Origin of the sequence: Sphingobium sp. TKS, from assembly GCF_001563265.1 — a bacterium.
Lineage (GTDB): Bacteria > Pseudomonadota > Alphaproteobacteria > Sphingomonadales > Sphingomonadaceae > Sphingobium.
Window position 1 is genome coordinate 2,269,507 of record NZ_CP005083.1, and the last position, 17,618, is coordinate 2,287,124.

Sequence of the window (17,618 nt, forward strand, 5' to 3'; positions counted from 1 at the left end):
TCGCAATCAGCATCGGGTCGAAACATTCTGCCGTCCGACGCATACCGGACGGCCTGAGCGCAAGAAGGGAAGGGGGCGGCGAAATGCGATCGCGCGGTTGCGATCGCGTTTCGGAGATACCTCATGTCCAAGAAACCTGTGGTCGACAAGGATTTTGTCGACGCCTTCAACCTCGACCTGACGAGGCTCGGCAGTGTGGCCCAGATCGCCATCACCAATCTCACCGGTAGCGGCGATGTCTTCGAGCTCCTCGATGATGAAGGCCAGTTCGTCACTCTCCTCCCCGTCACCGCGACACCCGAAGTCACCGCAGCGGCCTACCGGCTTTACGGACAGGGCCTCAATCGGGGCCTGCGCGCCGGGGAGGAACTGGCTTGGTCGAAGCTCCGGCATCTAATCGGAGCGGCGGGCAAGGATTGACACCGCTTTTCCCGTCGACCCGATTTCGACGGGCCACGGGACGTTAAGAACGTGAAATAGCGATCGCCCTCGATAGGGGCTGCGGCTTTCGAAGCGGTAAAACACTGTTCCTGCTCATTGAAACTGGCTGAGTCAAAGGGGGAGGGAGGAATGAAGGAGTGGGCATCGCAATTTGCCCGCACCAACTGCTTCTCCCGGGAGACCAACATGGCAGACCGCGCTTCCGCCTCCATGCAAATTGGGGGCACCCTTTCACGCATCCAACTTCCGGCGTTCATCGAGGCAATAGCAACCGACCACGGGCGGCTCGATTGGGAGGGCGAGCCCGTCGAGGAAGATACGATCACCACCGGCAATGTCCTCGAAATCTGCGCCTATGACCTTCCCGGGGGCATGTTCGAGACTGTCGAAAGCTTCTGCCGCCAGCACAAGCTTCCTTTCCGGCGAACTTCCGGCGGCTGCTCCGGAGTCTTCGGTCCCGAGCTCGTCGTCTACGACTTGCAGGGCCAGCCGCGCCATTACGAAATGAACGAAAGCGAGCAGGTCGTGCTCACCCGGAACGAGATCCACGATCTCGGTTCTATCGAGAAGATCGAGGACTGGTTTCGCAGCGCCGAATTCACTCCGCCTCCGATTGTTTTGCTCGAGGCAGGGGACCCGGGCTCGCTCGCGGCGGACTTCCACCATGACTGATCACGTCCTCAAGAGCGACTTTCGCTTCGCGTGCGCCGCTCGCGAAGCCGCGCTTGCCCAGAAGGCCCTCCTGGCATGCGACGAGCTTGCGCGAATGGAGCGACGTGCGCCATCAACCGCTTCGCTTCCCGCTGCGTTTCCCCCGATCGATCCCGCCGATCTCTGGTCCGGCTTTCGCGCCATATTCGCTGGCCCCGACTATCCGCATCTCGGCGCAGAACGTCACCTCGACACCGGAACCGAAACGGCCCGGATCGCTGCTCGGCAATCATCTTCGGGATGACCGACGTCCAGCCCGAGCCGATCGCCTCGCCTCTCCGGCAATGTTGCAGCGAGACACTCAAGGCCGGTCCGATCGGCTTCGGATGGGCGGAAGCCTGTTCCCGCGCCCGCGCAGGCGAATTCGGCGGCGAGTGCCGTGCGATCTTCACCGATCGCATCGAGTTCGACACGACCGGGAAAATGCTGGCCGAAGCTCTCGCGCAGGAGGGTCTGACATGATCAATTCCTTCCGGACATACGGCCCTTGGGGCGAGCATCCCGACCATCCGGTGGGCGATTGGAAAGCCCAGGTTGCGAACGATGACACGCGCCTCGGCTATTGGGCCTGGATAGCGGCCCGTGTGGACGCGCAGACCACGCCCGAGCTGCCACATCGCCCGCACTGACACGCGGGCACCAATCCTCCAATACCGCGCCCGCCGCGGATCACTTCGGCCAAAGGCTCGGGCGACCGGGCCGCTGCCGCTTTCGGAGCCTCCCCATGCCGCCAACGTTCCGGGACCGCCAGCTGGCGGCGATGGCCAGACATGCCGCCACGGGCGAAACCTGGTGCCTTCTTGCGCCAGGGACGTCCATCTGCATGGCGCGTGAGACGGACATCCTCGCCGGCGGCCAGCATCTGATCGACGCCATCGTCTGGAGCACCGACGCCGCGGATGAGGAACAGATCGATCCCGCGCTCCGCGCCTGAACTTCTTCCCGTTCCAGAAAGGCAAATCCATGAACGACGCATCCGCGGCGAATGCTGGCACGCGCCTGTTTAGCCAGATCGAGCATGATGAACGAGGCAATTTCCACTACGAGGGGGATCTTTACCCTCCGAACGAGCCATTTCCTTCGCTCTGCCGGCGCATCGAGACCCATCTCAACGCGACCTGCCGCGAGATGCGCTTCTCGGTTCGCGGCGAAACCTTCGCCCACGGGCGAAAGATCATCGCAGAACTTCTCGACGCGCAGGATGACCTTGCCGATCGCGAAGCACGCACCGAATTCGTCGTCCAGATCCGCGACCAGCTCGAGCGCTTCGGCTTCACCCGGTCCAACTTCTACCAGGACTATATGCGCTGCTCCTTCTATGCCGATGTGCGGATCGGCTCGGCATATTGGGCCGCGCTCGCAAATAGACGGGGCAGGGCCAATCCCGTCGACTCCCTTGTTTCGCTCGCCGCGTTCAAGCGCCGGCTCAAGCCGGGAGATCAACTCAGGCTCGTCGCTGCGCCGAAAGGCCATCGCGCGCTGGGCACGACCAGGACCGTCACGGCTGTCAGGTCCGGTGACCTCATCTTCGAGACCAAATCCTATCTGACGTTCCCGCGCGCCGCCGGCTTTGCCTGCGACGGCCGCTTCATTCGCATCGCCAACGGCAACGAATATGATCCGGACGAGCACCTCCTCTACGAGTGGTTGCCGGCCAGCGCCTAGCGGTCGGCCTCATGACGTGCCGAAGAGGTCCCGCCGCACCAGTCCGGCTTGGGCTTTCCACGCGGCCACCAACGCGCCACTCCGGCGTCGACGAGGATTGCCGAGACGTCGCGCCCCTCGAGCCGGACGTTCGCGACCGTGCGGTTATAGCTGCGACCGACCCGCGCTAATTCGACGATGCGCCCCTCCAGCAATGCTGTCGCTCGCCTCTTCGCATCGTTTCCGATCGTCAGTTCGCGCCGACATTTGGCATTTCCCGCTTGGCTTTCCGCGGCATCGACCCCGGCGATGCGAATGCGCTCTCCGCTCTCCATGCGGAATGTATCGCCATCAATGACATAAGCGATCCGGCCCTTCGCGCTGGGCTCCGCCGACGCCAGCGCGACTCCCAACATGCAAGTCCATATCGACACGACCAGAACAGCGTGCCCCGTCTTCCGGCCGACGCCGCTCAAGATTCCACCCACGTCGTCACTTACTTCCTTGCTCCTCACATCGGTTCGGCCACCCGGTTCATGCTACCCCAACTATCAGCAATAACCGATGAACCGCTTTCCGAGATTGGCGCCGGAATAGCCGCAGACCGTGACTCCGCGGAAACGACAGTGGTGCCACCATCATGCCGCGCCTCACCGTATCAGCCGGAATCGGCCGCACCTGTCACCCCCCGCGCGCGATCGAAACCTGGCTCTCGCGATCCGCGCAGACCGGATTGAGGGAGTATAGGGGGAGGGGGAAGGCAAAGCCTGTCGGGGTCTCGATGAAAGCTGCGCTCGCCAAGACCAAGGACCGCATGGTGGCCGAGGCGACGTCTTCTTCCGGCGAAGCATCCCCGTCGGCCGCCCGCTGGCAAGCCGTCCGGAGCCGAGCCATGATCGAACATATCCGCGGAGATATGCTGGAGGCGTCCGCCCACATTCTCGTGAACGCCGTGAACTGCGTCGGGGTGATGGGGGCCGGTGTCGCGCTCGCGTTCAAGCGACACTATCCTGCGATGTTTCTGGACTATCAGCGCGCCTGTCGCGCCGGGATGGTGCGGCCCGGGCGTCTCCATGTCTGGCAGTCCGCGACAGGCAGGCTGATCGTCAACCTGCCGACCAAGCGGCATTGGCGGGATGCCTCGCGCTACGAGGATGTCGAATCCGGCCTCGACGCGCTCCATGATTTCGTCCGGCCGCTCGGTCCGACGACCATTGCCTTGCCGGCGCTGGGTTGTGGGCACGGAGGTCTCGACTGGGCCCGCGTATCGCCGATCATCCACCGAAAGCTCGGCGATCTCGAAGCCCATACCCTTGCTGAATGCCCCGGCGGCTATGGCTATCTCTACATCACCGTGCGTTCCCGCGCTGACACCGTCTTCGCGTTCGCGGACGATGTCGCCGCGCGTGTCGCCGACACCCTCTTCCGGCGGCTTGGCCGAAGCGACGATCTGCGCGTCGGTCATGGCTACACCAGTACCCCCTATTCGCGACCGCCATCCCGGCGCTCGACCGGCGACGTCGGGGCCAGCCAGACGCCTCCTTCGATTGCACCCTGACCTGCGATCGCGCCGGCCGAACCCAGCCACCTGCCGAGGATCTTGATCATGACCGAACCCGATGACGCCATGTGGCGTGCTCTTGTCGATTTCCGCGCGCGCCATGGCCGGCGCTGGAAAGAGGCACTGTCCCTCAAGTGGATGAACGGCGGAGACGATTTCGAACCCTTTGGCGCTTCTCTGCGTCGGGTTCGCAATCAATTGGGGCCGTCCTGGCTCTGCGATCTGAAGAAGGCGACGCTCGACACCGCCGAACGCCGGCTCGCCAATCTCGCCAGGCTCCCCGAGATGTGCGCTGCCTTCCTGCCCAGCAGCGGCGAACCGATCGTCATCAAACGCGGCGAGCCCGGTTACTGGCCGCTTCCGGAAGGCATGACCGCCGATCGGATCAACGCGACCTTCGACGCGTCGCCCGCGCAGATCGCCGCCATGCTGGCCGGATCGATGTTCGGCTGGCACGTACCTGGAGCCGACCCCGGCCGGTACGACGAGACAGGACGGCCGCTACCGCCACCGTCGGTCTAGATGCCGCCATGGCTATCGAGATCATGGTCGGGCTGCCGCATCTTCGCGAAGGTCCCATCCTCCGGCGCGCCAAAGGCATGCAGATGCCGGCGCTCATCTCGGCAAATGCCCTCTCACGCTGGACCCGGCGCCGTGGCTGGCCGGAATGGCTCGGATGGAACCTTCAACAGCTCCAGCATGCACCCGGTCTCGCCAGCCTTGCGCTCGACTCCGCCGGCTTCGTCGCCTTGGCCCACTATGGCGCCTATCCGTGGACCGTTGACGACTATATGATCTTGGCCGCGAGCTACCCCTTTCGCTGGTTCGCAAGCATGGACTATTGCGTCGAACCCGAGATCGCCCGCGACCGCGACGAAGTGCTCGACCGCATCGCGCGCACCATCCGCGTCAATCTCGACTGCCGTACCCGCGCCCGCGACCTCGGTATCGATCGCCGCCTGATGCCGGTCATCCAGGGACGGCGTCCCGAAGACTATGAACGTTGTCTCGAAGGACTGGCGCATCCCCTTTCGCCGGGCACGCTGATCGGCATCGGATCGATGTGTCGCCGTCATGTGGCGGGCCCCGATGGTCTCGTGGCCGTCTTCGATCATCTCGACCGCGTCTTGCCTCAAGGCGTCCTGGTTCATGCCTTCGGCGTCAAGGGCACAGCGCTCTCCTATCTCAAGGGGCTGGAGCACCGGATAGCCTCGATCGACAGCCAGGCATATGGTCAAGCCGCGCGCCGCGACGCCTTCCGCCGCGGCATCGCGAAGACCGACGCCTTGGTGGCCGATCACATGCAGCGATGGGCGCGCAGCCAGCTCACCCGATCGTCCGGCCCTGCACGCGATCATCAGAGGCAACTGACTTTACTGATCGCCGACCGGCCTCCCGATGACCGCTGGGAATGGGCGATTGCCCGAGCCAGAGCCGAAATCCGCGGGCTGGTCGAGGAGGGAGCGCTGGATCATGACGCGATGACCGCGGGATGGATCGAGCAGTGGGCGGCGGACATCTATAATTCCGCCCCGCAGCCTGCGTCGAGCGTATAGTTCCAGTCGCCGGCGCTTTTCAAAGAACGGCCGACCGGACAGTCCGTTAGGTCGACGGATTTCGTGGCGGTAGACCATCAGCCGCCCGACAGAAGTCCGGATATTCATCCATGTCCGCAAGCGTAAGCCTCTTCGCGCTGCTTCCGCCCTTCGCCTTGCGGGAAACGTCGATCGCGAGGAGCATCATTCGCTTTGCGCGCTCGTCGTCCGATGCGACACATGGCTCATGGACGACAGGCAGGCTCATCCTATGATTTCCGATCAGAGCGCTTTGATTCCTTTTTCCCGAGAGCAACGGGTGGACCGTCAAACTCCCAGGTTCACGGAGGCCAGATAAACCCCAATCCCCGGAACGCGCAAGCCTTCCCCACCGAAGCGCTCTTCGCATCGGCGGCAACGATCCATGAAGAAATGTCCGGGCTCCGGATCCCGTCCAGGGCGATAGCGCGCTCCATCTCCCGGCTTTCGGTCGGTGGCCGTTGACGTCGGACCGGAGGAGGGAGGTGGGGATGGATGGGCGCCGGTAGGGGCGCTCGCGCCGCCGGTTCGTCCCAACCTTCTCGAGGAGAGCCCTCATGGCCAGCCTTGCTCCGAGCGTCGACCGTCCGGTCGACGGCGCCTACCGCGTCGACATTTCCCGAGGCCGCAACATCGGCCGCGTTTCGTCCGAATGGTTTTCGCGTCCCGACGATGAGAGATTTCTTTCGCTGACGGACCTCTATGACAGCGTCCGCACGCGCGCCGATCGCGCGACGACGCGGGTCATCGAAAGCAAGGCGGTCCGTGTCGAGGCGCGCAGCGAGGACGCCGAGCGCCTCTCGTTGATCGTCCCCGGCGAAGACCGTCCGATCGCCCCGACCAACTGGTCCTTTGGCCAGCTGTGCAGCCTGGTGAGCGCACCGGCCTCGTACCTGCGCAATCTTCCGGCCGCGCTGGCCGGCATCAATCTCCAGCACGGCCTGCTCACGCACCGCGGCGAACAGGTGAAGCTGCTCCAGACCAATGAGGGACGATCGGAGCTTCGGGCCGTGACCGGGCCGGACTATGGCCGGATCTGGGATCATGAGCTTGTCGGCGCCGTCATGAAGATCGCCGGCAACGGGGTTGACGACACGCGCTGGAAGGTCCCGGGCGTGCTCGACTGGGGCAGCATGCGCTACGATCCTTATGTCGACGTCAGCCTGGAGACGACGACCCTCTATGCGTCCGACAGGGACGTCTTCCTCTTTCTCGTTGACGATACGCATCCCATCGAAGCCGGGAAGCTTCCCAATGGCGATCCCGATCTCTACTTCCGCGGCTTTTACTGCTGGAACTCGGAAGTCGGTTCCAAGACATTGGGAATGGCGACTTTCTACCTCCGTGCCGTGTGCATGAATCGCAACCTATGGGGCGTGGAAAATTTCGAGGAAATCTCGATCCGCCATTCCAAGTTCGCGGCCAATCGCTTTGCCCATGAGGCGGCGCCCGCGCTCGAGAACTTCGCCGACTCCTCGCCCATGACCTTCGTCCAGGGCATCAAGACCGCACGCGAGCGCGTCGTCGCCCGCAAGGACGAGGATCGCGAGGCCTTTCTGCGCAAGCGCGGCTTCTCCAAGACCGAAACCTCGAAGATCATCGCCACTGTCCTCTCCGAGGAAGGCCATCCCCCGTCGTCTCTCTACGACTTCGTCCAGGGGATCACGGCCCATGCGCGCACCAAGACCAATCAGGACACACGTCTCGAGGTCGAAGCAAAGGCACGCACGCTCCTCGCCAGCGCCAATTGAAACGATCGCCGCCGGGACCAATCCGGTTCCGGTGGCCGGTCCTTGCTAGGATTTCACGCCATGCCCACGACCACTGCCCGCAAGGAGCTTCTCGACAGGCTCCATGACCTCATGTCGAGCTACCTCGGCGAGGAATGCCCGGACGATGAAAACTGGGAGGATTTCGACCCCGACATCGATCAGCTTCGCACCGAGGTTGGCGATCTCCTGAACGAGGAGATCAATCATATTGCGCAAATGCCGACCGAGCCATCCCGGTTCGTGATCGAAATTGCCTTTCTGAGCGAGGGCGAGCCGTTCGCGAGCGAAACCCACATCGTCGAGGCGATCGACTGGCCCTCGGCAAAGTGCGTCGCGTTTCGCCGGTCCGACGACAGCGTCTACACCGACGATCGCATTCCGGACCTGACCCGCCGGGCGATCGATCGCTCCACGCGATATCCCTCGGCGCCCCGGTAGCCGCTGGACGCTCCCCCCTGCGGTCGCGTGACCACGCCGCCGCGGGGCGGAACGCTTGGAAAGTCGAGCGCCACATGCAAGCCATGGAACCGTCTGGCGCAGCAGGTCGCCGCGAACGCCGCCGCCTGCGTCACAAGACGAGGCTGCGCGCCCCGACCGGCCGCTGGATCATCGAGACCGATCTTGCTCCCGAAGCCCCATTGGGATGGCGATTTTGGCCCGGATTTCGCGTTCACGCGCCTGGGTTGCGATGAGCAATTCCTTGAATTGGCTCAAGCCGGCAGAAGTCATAGTCGCGACGTCACCGCCGCCGAAATCGACACGCGTACCTGGAATAAGGAAACGATCGGTCGGGAGTGGACCGGACCGGTCCCAATCGCCAATGACGCGGAAAGCTGCTTCGAGCAGTGCCCGGTCAGCGTCATGCGAACTCCAATCAATCGTAGTTTCGAGACCTCGCTGTCGAACGGCTATGCGCACCGCAGGAATGATCGTAAGCTCTTTGCGGAAACGTGATGTCATAGGTCGCCTCGTCATCCATACGAAGGGCCATCCACATCATCACCATAATTCTGGTGGCTCCGTAATTCATCGCGAGCCAAGCGTCACCGAAATGGATGCGATTCACACGTCATCTGGCCGCCCAGATCCTATTACAATCTCCGTCCCACGGCGAATAATAACGGATCATGGTCAGCTATCTCGCCCTTTTGCTCGCAGGCTCAACACCATCCATAGCAGTCGTCGGTGGTTGGGACGATCGTCCGACTGCCACCGTCGCCGAAGGCTTCGGGACGCAACTCGCCTCCATCAAGGTTGCTGCCGAGAAGTGCGGTTTTTCGCGAACGTGGATATGGGATGACGAGACTGCAGGCTCCCAGCTCTGGGTACTGGCGTCGGAAGTCCAGGATGGTCGCGTGGCGTGCCTTCGTCGTTGGAGAGCAACCGCGCGCGCAACTCCCATCGTGACGTGGAAACTTAAGGGGCTTCGTACGGGGCCGCGCCGGGGGAAGTAACTGCCTTCCACCATCTTGTACTACTCAGCCGAACCAGCGCCACCCGTCGAAGCGCTCGCCCAGCCCCCTATGCCGCCTCCGCCGCCGGGATCGGCCGCATATCCGCCGGCCACGCCACGGGCCGGCCCGTCTTCAGGTCCATGCACACTAGCACCACGGCGATGCGCAGCCGCGTCTCCGCGCCGCAGCGCACCTCCACCGCCACGTCGGCGGAGCTGCGGCCGACGCGCGTCACCTCGATCAGGAAATCCAGCGCGTCGCCCAGCCGGCTCGGCGCGGCGAACTCGGTTTCCAGCTTCACGGTCGGCACGCCCAGGTGCCGCTCCAGATGCATGGTGGCGAAATCCACGCCCACGGCCTCGGCGAAATAATCCTCCACCGCCGCGTTGAGCATCTCGAAATAGCGCGGGTAGAAAACGATGCCGGCCGGATCGACATGGGCGAAACGGACGGTCTGGCGCGATACGAAAGTCATTCCCTCTCCCTCCCGCCGGCCCCGGCGGCTTCGGCATCCTCGATGGCTTCGTCCGCGATCGATGCCTTGAGCGTCGCGAGCAGGCCGTAGAGCGTGCGCAGGTCGGCGCCGGAAACGCCGGCGAACATCGCCTTGATCCAGCCATGGTGCGCGGCCGCCAGCTCGGCGAAATGCGCGCGGCCCTGCTCGGTCAGCGCCACGATCGAGGAGCGGCGGTCGTCGTCCGGCGATCGCGTCGAGACCAGCCCCTGCCCCTCCAGCTGCCGCACCAGCGCGGTGACGTTGCCGTTGGAAACCAGCAGCGCGCGCGAAAGCTCGCCCATCGTCACGCCGCCGGCATGGCGCTCCAGCGTCGCCAGCACGTCGAAGCGCGGCAGCGTCGTGTCATACTGGTCGGCGAAGCGGCGCCGCAGCCTCTTCTCGATGATCGTCGAGCAGCTCAGCAGCCGCAGCCAGACGCGCACGTCCATCCGCCCGGCCAGCTGCCCGTCATGCTTCTCGCGGATCGCCATTATCGGTTCCCCTCCACCGCCCCTTCTCGATACACGCCCATATCCCCGTCACCCGGACTTCCCTCCCCCGTTCGGTTCGAGCGAAGTCGAGAACCCCTTTCGAGCGTAGTCGGGAAAAGCACCGCGGAAACCCTCGACCTCGCCCGGGACGAGTTCTCGACTTCGCTCGAACCGGACGGGAAGGGCAAAGTCCACACTTAAAAGTCCACACTTATCCTGCATTCCCCAAGTGGCGTGTCGTTTGAGGTGAAGATCGCCTGTATCCGAGCGCTAGACAAGGATTTTCTGCCGCAAGCGGCACCTGCGGTCGCGCAGACTGCTGGATCTGGACGGATCAGACCGCGAAGCCGCTGTTTCCTTGCCCAGGGGCGGCGTTTTTCAGCGCAGCGGACAGATCTGTCCAGCCGCTTTCGTTCAGTTTGAGCGTGGATCGCGATCATGCGCATAGCGGTGGCGCTCGCAATCGGCGGATAGCGGCGAGGATGGCGCGTACCATCGTGCCGGTGACAGCGACCTCGGCCAGCTGGAAGGTGATGGTGCGGGCGTGACGGACCACACGTGCCCCGATCTTGATCAGCTTCAGTTGCAGGCTGGTCAACGACCAGTCGGCCATGGCCTCGGGCAGCTCGATGCAGCGCAAGAAGGTGGCCAGGTTGTACGCCAGGGCGTGCAGTTGCAGCCGCACCTCATTGTCGCGGAACTTCCGGCACGACAGCCGCGTCCAGCGAAAGGCGTATTTGCCCTCTTTGATGTGCTGCTCGGCGGTGCCGCGCTGGTTGTAGAACCGCACCACCCAGTCCGGCTCCATCGGCAGGTTGGTGACGATGAAGCCGACACGCGGGAACAGTTCGCCCGGATGCCATTCGATCTTGGCGATCACCCGGCGTTCCTTGTCCCAGGACGCCGCCTGATACTCGAATTCCTCGAAGAACCGCTTGACCTTGGTCAGTGACGGCCGCCCGACAGGGCGCGTTAGCCGATGCGCGATCTTGTCCTTGAGGACCGCGTTTGCGGGCAGCCGGATGGCGTAGAAGAACCGCGCTTCTTCCAATCGCTCATAGATCGCCGGGATCGCGTAGGCAGCATCGGCCCGGAAGAACCTGCCACCAAGGTCGCGCTCCGCGTAGCGCGCAATGACGGGGTCGAGAACATCACGCCAGCCATCGGCGCTGTGGACGTTGCCATGGCGCAGGGCGCAGCGTTCCAGCATCCCGAACTGGTTGAACAGAAAGTTGGGGTGATAGCAGCTACAGTCGAAATGGCCATTCCAGGCGGACCCTTCCTGGTCGCCATGGGTCGGGCTGACCGAGCTGTCCATGTCCAGAACGATGTACTTCAGCCCGTTACGGTCATGGAACCGGTCGATCCATTGCCCGTTCAGGTCGGCCAGCGCGGCACGGTTCCCGGCCAGAGCCAGCGTCTCGGTCTCGAACCGTCCCATCTGCGATGCCGAGGCCGCTTGTGCATCGACCGCTCTGCCGCCGACAACTTGGCGCATGACCGGATCGCAGGCGAGACGGTTGGCGTCGTTGACATCCTCGTATCCGGCCAGCCGCCCAAAGACTGATTGCCGGAACAGGCCGTCGAGCCGATGGACCGTGTTCTTGCCAGAGCGAGTATCGCGCAGCGCCGCTGACGCCAAATCGGACAACCCGAGCGCGTCATCAAGCTCGCGCATCACCAGAAGGCCGCCGTCGGAACTGAGCTGCGTGCCGCGAAATTCCAGCCGCACGCGAGGGTCGAAATCCACCCGATCTGCCCGTTGCAAGCCCGCACCCTCTGGGTGATCCATGAAACGCGCCCCTCGCAGCCTTCAACACCATGTTTTATATAGGAAATATAATGGTCAGGACAGCGAAATCAGCGCCTTACTTGGGAAATGTGGGTTTGGACACTTGCGGGTTTTCCGTCGGATCCGGTCGAACCGCGACCCTATGGCGGGAGCCGCTGCATTCCGCTGGCACAGGTCGAGTTGCAGGGCTCGACCTACTGGCTGTGCGCGATGGAGTTGGACGAAAGCTTTGGGCTCTTCACCGCGCACGAGCTCTTCCCGTGTCCCGCGCAGCAGGGCGCAGCGGGATTTGCGCGTCGCATGATTGCACTCCACGCGATCGAACCCACGCTCCTCTGACATTCCATGCCTCCGCTCGGCATGCAAAGGCTATGGCTGCCCCGAGCGGTTCTTGCGGATTTCCCGGATTTCCCGTATTGTGCCCGCCAACCCCAGATCAGCAATGCGAGCGCAACCATGGCGAAGGCCCTTGAAATCGTCTCCTCGGGAGATGTCCAGAAGCAGTTCGGACGCTATTCCGACGAGGCGATGATCCGTCCCGTCGGCGTCACCAAAAATGGCCATCTCCGGTTCGTCATGGTGCCCATCGACGAGTATCAGCGCCTGCGTCGCCGGGAACGTGTCGCTGGCGGGGTCGAAGACCTGACCGACGACATGCTGGAAGCCATCCGCAGGGTCGAGCCTGGCGCGAAGTCGCAGGATGCAGAGCCACGTCTTGGAGCCGCCTGAGCCCGGCGAGGTCATCAACTACAGTTATCTCTGGTGATACGAATATGAGCGGGGACGCGATGAGGGCGTGAAGGACCGCCCCGTCGCCGTCGTTGTCGTCGTGCAGACCGCCGATGGAATCGACAAGGTGCTCGTCGTCCCAATGACGACCACCCGGCCCAGCAAGGACCAGGCCGCGATCGAGGTACCTGATGCCGTGCGCCGACAACTCGGCCTGAAGGCCGACCGCAGCTGGATTGTCGTGAGCGAGTGGAACGAGTTCTCCTGGCCCGGCTTCGACCTTCGGCCGATCAACCGGAAATCAGGCGAAATCAGCTACGGCGCGCTTCCTGCTGGGCTCTTCCGCCGCGTCCGCGACGCGATCGTCGCGGGGGCAGCCGGCCGGCCGATTGACAGGGACGCCTGACGCGACCGTGACGCGGCCGCCATGGTCATAGCGATCACTCTTATGCTCATGCATCCATATCCGCCGGGTCCGCCGGATCGGCGATTTGCGTTCGCACCCTGAAAGTCGTCGCCGGCGCGAAAAAAACGTCGCGCCGGTAACCCATCGGCCTTTGAGGCGCAGCCATCTTCCCAATCGCCGGCAGCCTTCGCGGATGGCACGATCGCCACCCATCCCTTCGACACGAGGCCGGATGCAGCCCGCCATGGCTTGTGCGGACTCGCCGAGCGGTGATCGGTGACGGGAGGAGAGGGGGGGAAGAGACGGCGATCATCCTAGGAGATCGCCCGATGCTCACCACCCGCACCCAACGGTGGCGCGACCGCCGTTGCCGCTGGATCCCCGATGCCAGCGAGATCGATCCCACGCGCCTTTCGGTCGACGTCATCGACACGCGCTTGCAAGCCGCGCCTTTCATCAAGGCCCACCACTATGCCGCTTCCATGCCCGTGGCGCGTCTCTCGGTGGGGTTGTTCGCCAACGGCAAGGGCGGCCGGCCGGAACTCGTTGGCGTCTGCGTCTTCTCGCATCCGGTGAACGACGCCAGCGTGCCGAAGAGCGCGGGACTCACCAACGCGCGCACGGCGTGCGACCTCGGCCGCCTCGTCATCACCGACGCGACCGGCGGCAACGCGGAGACCTATCTGGTCTCCAGGGCCTTTCGGCTCCTGCGGCGCGAAAAGCCCGAAATCCTCTCGGTCATCTCCTATGCGGATCCGGTGCGACGTGTCGATGCCGACGGCAACGTGTTCATGCCGGGCCATATCGGCGGCGTCTATGCCGTCATGGGAAGCCAATATACCGGCCGGTCGAGCCCGCGCACCGACCTGGTCATGCCCGACGGACGCCCCATTTCGTCGCGGGCGATTTCCAAGATCCGCAACGCGGAATCTGGACAGCGCTATGCGATGGACGATCTGCTTCGCGCCGGCGCGCGCGCACCTCGCCTTGGCGAAGATCGCGCCTCCTGGCTCGCCGACCTCGAACGCACCGGCTTCCTGCGCCGTCTCCGCCACCCCGGCTGTCACGCCTATCTATTTCCGCTTACGAAAGCCGCGCGCATCGCAGCTCGGAAGGTTCCCAGCCTTCCCTATCCGATCCTCGACCGCGTCGCGACCGAAGGCGATGTCACCGCGTTGCCGCTGCTCCATCTCGCTGCGTGAGCCACCTCGCATCCCGATCGCGGCGCGATCCGAATTCGGCGGCGGTAAATTCATGAGGAAATGACATGGCAGACAATTATCTTTCGGCGAGCTTCGCCTTCACCTGCACCGATGCGGAAATGGCGCTGCTGGTCGAAGCATTCCAGGCCGCGACAGACCTTTCGATGGGCCTCGACCCCGGCAATCCAACCGTGGAACTACTCGCCGTACTGCCGCCCTCGAAGGCAGAAGATCCTTGGAGCGGCCTGCGTGATCTGTTCTGCGATCCGGACTATCCGACTTTTGGCGCTGACATGAGCATCGACCCCGACCCGACCGAACCGCGCACGATTGGCTTCCACGGCATGACTGACTTCCAGCCAGAACCGATCGCTACCCTCATTCATCGCTGCTGTCAGCCAACCCTGAAGCAAGCGCCGATCGGCTTCGAGTGGGCCGAGACCTGCTCGAAGCCTTGGGTGAACGAGTTCGGCGGCGGGTGGTGCGCCATCCATGCCGATCGTGTCGAGTGCCAGGCCACGCGCGAGGGTCTCGCGGCTGCTCTTCGGACCGAGGCTCCCGCTGCCGAGACGCTCTCGAAATTCCACGGCGCATGGGGTGCGCTTCCCGACCATCCCGTCACGGATTGGCAATATGAAGTCGCAAACGGCGACACCCGGCTGGGCTATTGGGACTGGGTGGTCATCCGGCAAACCGTCGACGACTGTGTCGCCTCGGACCCGTTCCCCGACTGATGTTCCCCGCCCTCGCTTCCATTTGACAGCATAACCCGGAGCAGGTCCTTCCAAACGGATTCATCCGCCATCGCAGGTCATGGCATCGCCTGCGAATCTGCCCGGCCGACAATATGTTCCACCAGGCAGGACCTCGCTGCGCCTACCTGTTCCCGCTAACCGGGGCAGCGCGTAGCGCAGCCCGCAAGCCGCCGAACTTGGTCTATCCGACACTAAGCCGCGCCGCGACCGAAGGCGATGTCACCGCGCTCCCGCTGCTCGCCCTCGCGGCGTAGCGCCAAGGCGGTCATCCGGCCGAAGCTCTGGGTCAGACGGACGCCGGATGATCGACAAGCTCCAGAAACAGCACTGGCCGCATCGCGAGCTGCGCGCCGATCCCGCCGTCGCGAAAGCTCTCGGGACGCTGGAACACCATGGCAAAGCCGCGGTTCACGCGTGTCGTCTCCGCGATCACGCGCGCGACATCGTGCCGGTCGTGCGCGGCGGTTTCATCGATCGCGAACAGTTCCGGCGGGACGTCCTCGGATGCTATAGGCGCGTCGCGCTCCGATCCCGGCCGGGCGTTGTCGATAATTCGAAGCGGCTTCAGCCGCTCGAGCAGGCAGGTCTTGCCTGCGCGCGGCCGCCCGACAACGACGAGGACGCCGCCGCCGGCCATATGCTCGCGCAGCCGCCCATGGAGTTCGAACCAGTCGCTGCTGTCCTGGCGGTGGCCGGGCGCCGTGACGCTATGCCACCGCCAATGGCTGAACGGGACAGGGTCGCTCCGGATTTGCTTCCAGGCCTCATAGACCCGCGCAACGATCTCATTGCCGACATAGGATCGCAAGCGTTCTAGCGCCGCTAAAGTGCCGCCATAATCTGCCAACCAGGCTGGCTGTGCCGCTGTCACCTCCGGTGCCTCCCTTACGATCCGCACAACCATGTGCCGCAAAACGCGGCGTCCAAGCATATTCGACCGCGACCGATTGTCGACCAATCCCGCTCCTTGATGAATAGCCGATGTGCGGGCGGCGGTTCAACGCGGCGCAGCGCGTCAGCGTCGAGCGCACGCAATTGATCGATTGTGAAGCATCTCATCGGCCGAGGGGCCGCACGGAGGATCTTCCATGAATAGTATTGACAGGCGCGACCCCGCCCAGGTGCTCGCGCGCCTTCGGGCGGCGCTCGCAACTCCCGCGGATACGGATGCGGCAACCGCGGCAACGCTGGTCGAGGACATCCGAGAGGCCGAGCAACGTTTCACCCGTATTTCGGAACCTTCAACTGAAATTCATCTCGGGCGGGTCGACCATGAAGGAAGCACGACCATCGTCGCGGCTCATTCGCGAAACACGCTTTTGCAAAAGCTCGTATCCTGTTGCGATCGCCGCTGGCCTCATGACAGCGAAACGCCTCCCGATCTCAACGAGAGGCCCGAGCAGCGCCTGGGAGAATTCCAGCAACGGCTCCCGGCGCTCACCATCGCCATTTGGACAGTTCGCGACAGCCACGACGAAGCGCTACCTGACGACAGGCTCGAGACTGGCCGCTATTGCGTGCTTGGCACCGCGCACCTCTGCGCGGCGACAGCCAACCAGCTCGATCGATGGTGCAGCGAAAATTCGGATGGCGGTCCATTCGTCATCGCCCGCAGCATCTACGGATGGTTCATACCCACTCGCGAGGTCGCTTCGGGGCTTCACGAACACATCCCCGAAGATCTGCTGGCCGCCCTGCGCTTCGGTCGCGAACGCGGCTTCGATCATATCCTGTTCGATTGTGACGCCGGCACGATTGCCGATCTTCCCGTCTATGATTGGTAGCCATCCACCTTTCGTCGAGAAGGGGGAGGGAGGGGGCGGGGCAGCGGCGCATGAGCGGGCAGACGGCCTGCTGCGAAAAAAATCGATCGGAGGCACCCCAAATGTCAGATCGCGATAGCATGGTGCTTCTGCTTGAGGCACTCGCGTTCCTCAACGACCATCCCAATTTCAGCTTGCGGCGCGACAGGCGCCGCACCTCCTATGACCTTGCGGCACGTATCGATCGCTACCTCGCGCGCCGGGCCGGCCCTACGCACCCGGCCATTCCCGAAGCCCGTGATCGCTGGGCCTCCACCTCTTTCCTGCGGATCGACCCCGACGAATATCTGGTCGAGCCTGCCGAGTTTGGCTACTGGGTCCGAGGCTGGATCCTGATCGGCCGCACAAGCCTCGGCGAAGCCGATCCTGAGCTCCGCGCCAGATATGAAGCCGCCGTCGCGGCGTTGCCCGATATCACCCGCCAGGCCTTCATCGCCCATCGCGTCGAAGGGCTCGAATATGGCCCGATCGCCGAACGCCTCGGCATCAGCGCCATTGATGTCCAGGTCCGCATCGCCGAGGCGCTTATCGCCATCGCCAAGGCCGTCGAGATCCCATAAGCGATAGATCAGGATTTGAGACCGGCCTCCAGCAGCTGCATCCGGTCCGCGGCAACCTCGGCGACCCGGGCCTGAATCACATGGCCGCGGCTCTGCAACACCTCGGCCAACCCCCGAACCATACCGATCAGCGCGGTTGTCCGCACGCCCTCATCGAGGACACGCAACAGCTCGGTTTCCTCTGCGTCCAGTTCACGCATCCTGGTT

The 17,618-nt window shown here is 63.8% G+C and carries 26 protein-coding genes; 19 read left to right on the forward strand and 7 right to left on the reverse strand.

Going from position 1 to position 17,618, the window contains the following annotated elements; genetic code table 11:
• Window positions 1-123: 123 nt before the first annotated feature.
• The 7 genes from K426_RS11310 to K426_RS11335 all read left to right on the forward strand — a co-directional run bounded on the left by K426_RS11310 (window position 124) and on the right by K426_RS11335 (window position 2,817).
• Complete coding sequence (locus K426_RS11310; protein WP_066556982.1) at window positions 124-420, forward strand: hypothetical protein; 297 nt, start codon at window positions 124-126, stop codon at window positions 418-420.
• 150 nt (window positions 421-570) lie between these two features.
• Window positions 571-1,113: a hypothetical protein gene (locus tag K426_RS11315; RefSeq protein ID WP_237229778.1), complete on the forward strand. Its 543-nt coding sequence runs from the start codon at window positions 571-573 to the stop codon at window positions 1,111-1,113.
• On the forward strand, window positions 1,106-1,396 hold the full coding sequence (locus tag K426_RS11320) for a hypothetical protein (protein ID WP_066556990.1): 291 nt from the start codon (window positions 1,106-1,108) through the stop codon (window positions 1,394-1,396). The genes K426_RS11315 and K426_RS11320 overlap by 8 nt, the downstream gene beginning before the upstream one ends.
• Window positions 1,393-1,614, forward strand: a complete 222-nt coding sequence (locus K426_RS11325) for a hypothetical protein (protein ID WP_066556992.1) — start codon at window positions 1,393-1,395, stop codon at window positions 1,612-1,614. Before K426_RS11320 ends, K426_RS11325 begins: the two co-directional genes overlap by 4 nt.
• Window positions 1,611-1,781, forward strand: coding sequence for a hypothetical protein (locus K426_RS32130; protein WP_197672703.1), 171 nt, complete (start codon window positions 1,611-1,613; stop codon window positions 1,779-1,781). The genes K426_RS11325 and K426_RS32130 overlap by 4 nt, the downstream gene beginning before the upstream one ends.
• A gap of 95 nt (window positions 1,782-1,876) precedes the next feature.
• The gene (locus tag K426_RS11330) at window positions 1,877-2,086 is read left to right on the forward strand and encodes a hypothetical protein (protein WP_066556993.1); all 210 of its coding nucleotides are present in this window, start codon (window positions 1,877-1,879) and stop codon (window positions 2,084-2,086) included.
• A 29-nt stretch (window positions 2,087-2,115) separates the two neighbouring features.
• Window positions 2,116-2,817, forward strand: a complete 702-nt coding sequence (locus tag K426_RS11335) for a hypothetical protein (protein WP_066556995.1) — start codon at window positions 2,116-2,118, stop codon at window positions 2,815-2,817.
• Here K426_RS11335 and K426_RS11340 read toward each other — a convergent pair.
• Window positions 2,814-3,212, reverse strand: a complete 399-nt coding sequence (locus K426_RS11340; protein WP_066556998.1) for a thermonuclease family protein — start codon at window positions 3,210-3,212, stop codon at window positions 2,814-2,816. The genes K426_RS11335 and K426_RS11340 overlap by 4 nt on opposite strands.
• Window positions 3,213-3,577: 365 nt before the next feature.
• Between K426_RS11340 and K426_RS11345 the strand changes: the two genes are divergently transcribed.
• The 5 genes from K426_RS11345 to K426_RS11370 all read left to right on the forward strand — a co-directional run bounded on the left by K426_RS11345 (window position 3,578) and on the right by K426_RS11370 (window position 8,141).
• On the forward strand, window positions 3,578-4,354 hold the full coding sequence (locus K426_RS11345; protein ID WP_066557001.1) for a macro domain-containing protein: 777 nt from the start codon (window positions 3,578-3,580) through the stop codon (window positions 4,352-4,354).
• Window positions 4,355-4,402: 48 nt separating this feature from the next.
• A complete protein-coding gene (locus K426_RS11350; protein ID WP_145907294.1) occupies window positions 4,403-4,879 on the forward strand; it encodes a hypothetical protein in 477 nt (158 codons plus the stop codon).
• 8 nt (window positions 4,880-4,887) lie between these two features.
• Window positions 4,888-5,913: a deazapurine DNA modification protein DpdA family protein gene (locus tag K426_RS11355; protein ID WP_066557006.1), complete on the forward strand. Its 1,026-nt coding sequence runs from the start codon at window positions 4,888-4,890 to the stop codon at window positions 5,911-5,913.
• Between the two features lie 575 nt (window positions 5,914-6,488).
• Window positions 6,489-7,682, forward strand: a complete 1,194-nt coding sequence (locus tag K426_RS11365) for a hypothetical protein (protein ID WP_066557011.1) — start codon at window positions 6,489-6,491, stop codon at window positions 7,680-7,682.
• A gap of 60 nt (window positions 7,683-7,742) precedes the next feature.
• Entirely contained in the window at window positions 7,743-8,141 is a 399-nt protein-coding gene (locus K426_RS11370; RefSeq protein WP_066557013.1) for a hypothetical protein, read from the forward strand.
• Window positions 8,142-8,309: 168 nt separating this feature from the next.
• On the opposite strand, the gene K426_RS31290 is transcribed toward K426_RS11370, so the two are convergent.
• The 4 genes from K426_RS31290 to K426_RS11390 form a co-directional block, all read right to left on the reverse strand.
• Window positions 8,310-8,663, reverse strand: a complete 354-nt coding sequence (locus K426_RS31290) for a hypothetical protein (RefSeq protein WP_145907296.1) — start codon at window positions 8,661-8,663, stop codon at window positions 8,310-8,312.
• Window positions 8,664-9,224: 561 nt separating this feature from the next.
• On the reverse strand, window positions 9,225-9,632 hold the full coding sequence (locus K426_RS11380) for an acyl-CoA thioesterase (RefSeq protein WP_066557023.1): 408 nt from the start codon (window positions 9,630-9,632) through the stop codon (window positions 9,225-9,227).
• On the reverse strand, window positions 9,629-10,144 hold the full coding sequence (locus K426_RS11385) for a MarR family winged helix-turn-helix transcriptional regulator (RefSeq protein ID WP_066557025.1): 516 nt from the start codon (window positions 10,142-10,144) through the stop codon (window positions 9,629-9,631). The genes K426_RS11380 and K426_RS11385 overlap by 4 nt, the downstream gene beginning before the upstream one ends.
• Before the next feature lie 436 nt (window positions 10,145-10,580).
• Complete coding sequence (locus tag K426_RS11390) at window positions 10,581-11,936, reverse strand: IS1380-like element IS1247 family transposase (protein ID WP_006473457.1); 1,356 nt, start codon at window positions 11,934-11,936, stop codon at window positions 10,581-10,583.
• Between the two features lie 87 nt (window positions 11,937-12,023).
• Between K426_RS11390 and K426_RS11395 the strand changes: the two genes are divergently transcribed.
• The 5 genes from K426_RS11395 to K426_RS11415 all read left to right on the forward strand — a co-directional run bounded on the left by K426_RS11395 (window position 12,024) and on the right by K426_RS11415 (window position 15,007).
• On the forward strand, window positions 12,024-12,275 hold the full coding sequence (locus tag K426_RS11395) for a hypothetical protein (protein WP_066557027.1): 252 nt from the start codon (window positions 12,024-12,026) through the stop codon (window positions 12,273-12,275).
• Between the two features lie 117 nt (window positions 12,276-12,392).
• Entirely contained in the window at window positions 12,393-12,665 is a 273-nt protein-coding gene (locus K426_RS11400) for a type II toxin-antitoxin system Phd/YefM family antitoxin (protein ID WP_066561687.1), read from the forward strand.
• A gap of 67 nt (window positions 12,666-12,732) precedes the next feature.
• Complete coding sequence (locus K426_RS11405) at window positions 12,733-13,071, forward strand: hypothetical protein (protein ID WP_197672704.1); 339 nt, start codon at window positions 12,733-12,735, stop codon at window positions 13,069-13,071.
• Between the two features lie 329 nt (window positions 13,072-13,400).
• On the forward strand, window positions 13,401-14,273 hold the full coding sequence (locus tag K426_RS11410) for a Mom family adenine methylcarbamoylation protein (RefSeq protein WP_066557030.1): 873 nt from the start codon (window positions 13,401-13,403) through the stop codon (window positions 14,271-14,273).
• 65 nt (window positions 14,274-14,338) lie between these two features.
• Window positions 14,339-15,007, forward strand: coding sequence for a hypothetical protein (locus K426_RS11415; RefSeq protein ID WP_197672705.1), 669 nt, complete (start codon window positions 14,339-14,341; stop codon window positions 15,005-15,007).
• A gap of 307 nt (window positions 15,008-15,314) precedes the next feature.
• On the opposite strand, the gene K426_RS11420 is transcribed toward K426_RS11415, so the two are convergent.
• Window positions 15,315-15,899, reverse strand: a complete 585-nt coding sequence (locus K426_RS11420) for a hypothetical protein (protein ID WP_145907298.1) — start codon at window positions 15,897-15,899, stop codon at window positions 15,315-15,317.
• Window positions 15,900-16,116: 217 nt separating this feature from the next.
• On the opposite strand from K426_RS11420, the gene K426_RS32520 reads away from it, so the two are divergent.
• Entirely contained in the window at window positions 16,117-16,812 is a 696-nt protein-coding gene (locus K426_RS32520) for a DUF5983 family protein (RefSeq protein WP_066557038.1), read from the forward strand.
• A 101-nt stretch (window positions 16,813-16,913) separates the two neighbouring features.
• Window positions 16,914-17,411 (forward strand): sigma factor-like helix-turn-helix DNA-binding protein, encoded by a 498-nt coding sequence (locus K426_RS11430; RefSeq protein WP_066557041.1) that lies wholly within the window; start codon window positions 16,914-16,916, stop codon window positions 17,409-17,411.
• Between the two features lie 8 nt (window positions 17,412-17,419).
• Here K426_RS11430 and K426_RS11435 read toward each other — a convergent pair whose 3' ends face one another.
• A complete protein-coding gene (locus tag K426_RS11435; RefSeq protein WP_066561689.1) occupies window positions 17,420-17,611 on the reverse strand; it encodes a hypothetical protein in 192 nt (63 codons plus the stop codon).
• Window positions 17,612-17,618: the final 7 nt, after the last annotated feature.